The 521-nt window shown below is 49.3% G+C and carries 1 protein-coding gene; it reads left to right on the top strand.

What is annotated here, in order from left to right:
- Window positions 1-247 (top strand): hypothetical protein (locus P2081_RS20305; protein WP_278924603.1); only part of this gene is annotated, 247 nt, incomplete at its 5' end.
- Window positions 248-521: the final 274 nt, after the last annotated feature.

The following is a 521-nucleotide window of genomic DNA, read 5'->3' on the forward strand; positions in this document are numbered from 1 at the left end:
GACCGTTCAGAAGATCAACATCTACAAGCGGCAGCTGCAGGAAACTGAGGGCATGTCACAACAGAGCGTGACCCGAGTGCGCAGATTCCAGCGAGAGTTGGAGGCCGCCGAGGATCGCGCAGACACGGCCGAGAGCAACCTGTCACTGATCAGAGCCAAGCACCGCACATTCGTCACCACAAGCACCGTTCCCGGCTCCCAGGTCTACCTGGTCCAGGAACGCACCACCACCACAAACATCGAGTAAACACCACACACTCACACCACACCACAAAACGCTTTTGTACCGACCAAAAGACACCAACAAACTGTCACCCCACACTTTACATTCGTACCGAGCTTCCTAAATTTTCACGGTAACAAGAATAAAAAATTCAACTAATCGGATCAGAGGAATTGGACGAAGAAGCTCGGGTTTTTTCAACACTATTTGGTGAGGTTAAGTTTGTATATATGAAGGGTTTCCACCGCACCAAACTGTTTAGCGCGCTCTTCGATATCGATATATATTTTTCGCTTAG

It is taken from the genome of Pseudophaeobacter profundi, from assembly GCF_029697505.1.
Taxonomy (GTDB): domain Bacteria; phylum Pseudomonadota; class Alphaproteobacteria; order Rhodobacterales; family Rhodobacteraceae; genus Pseudophaeobacter; species Pseudophaeobacter profundi.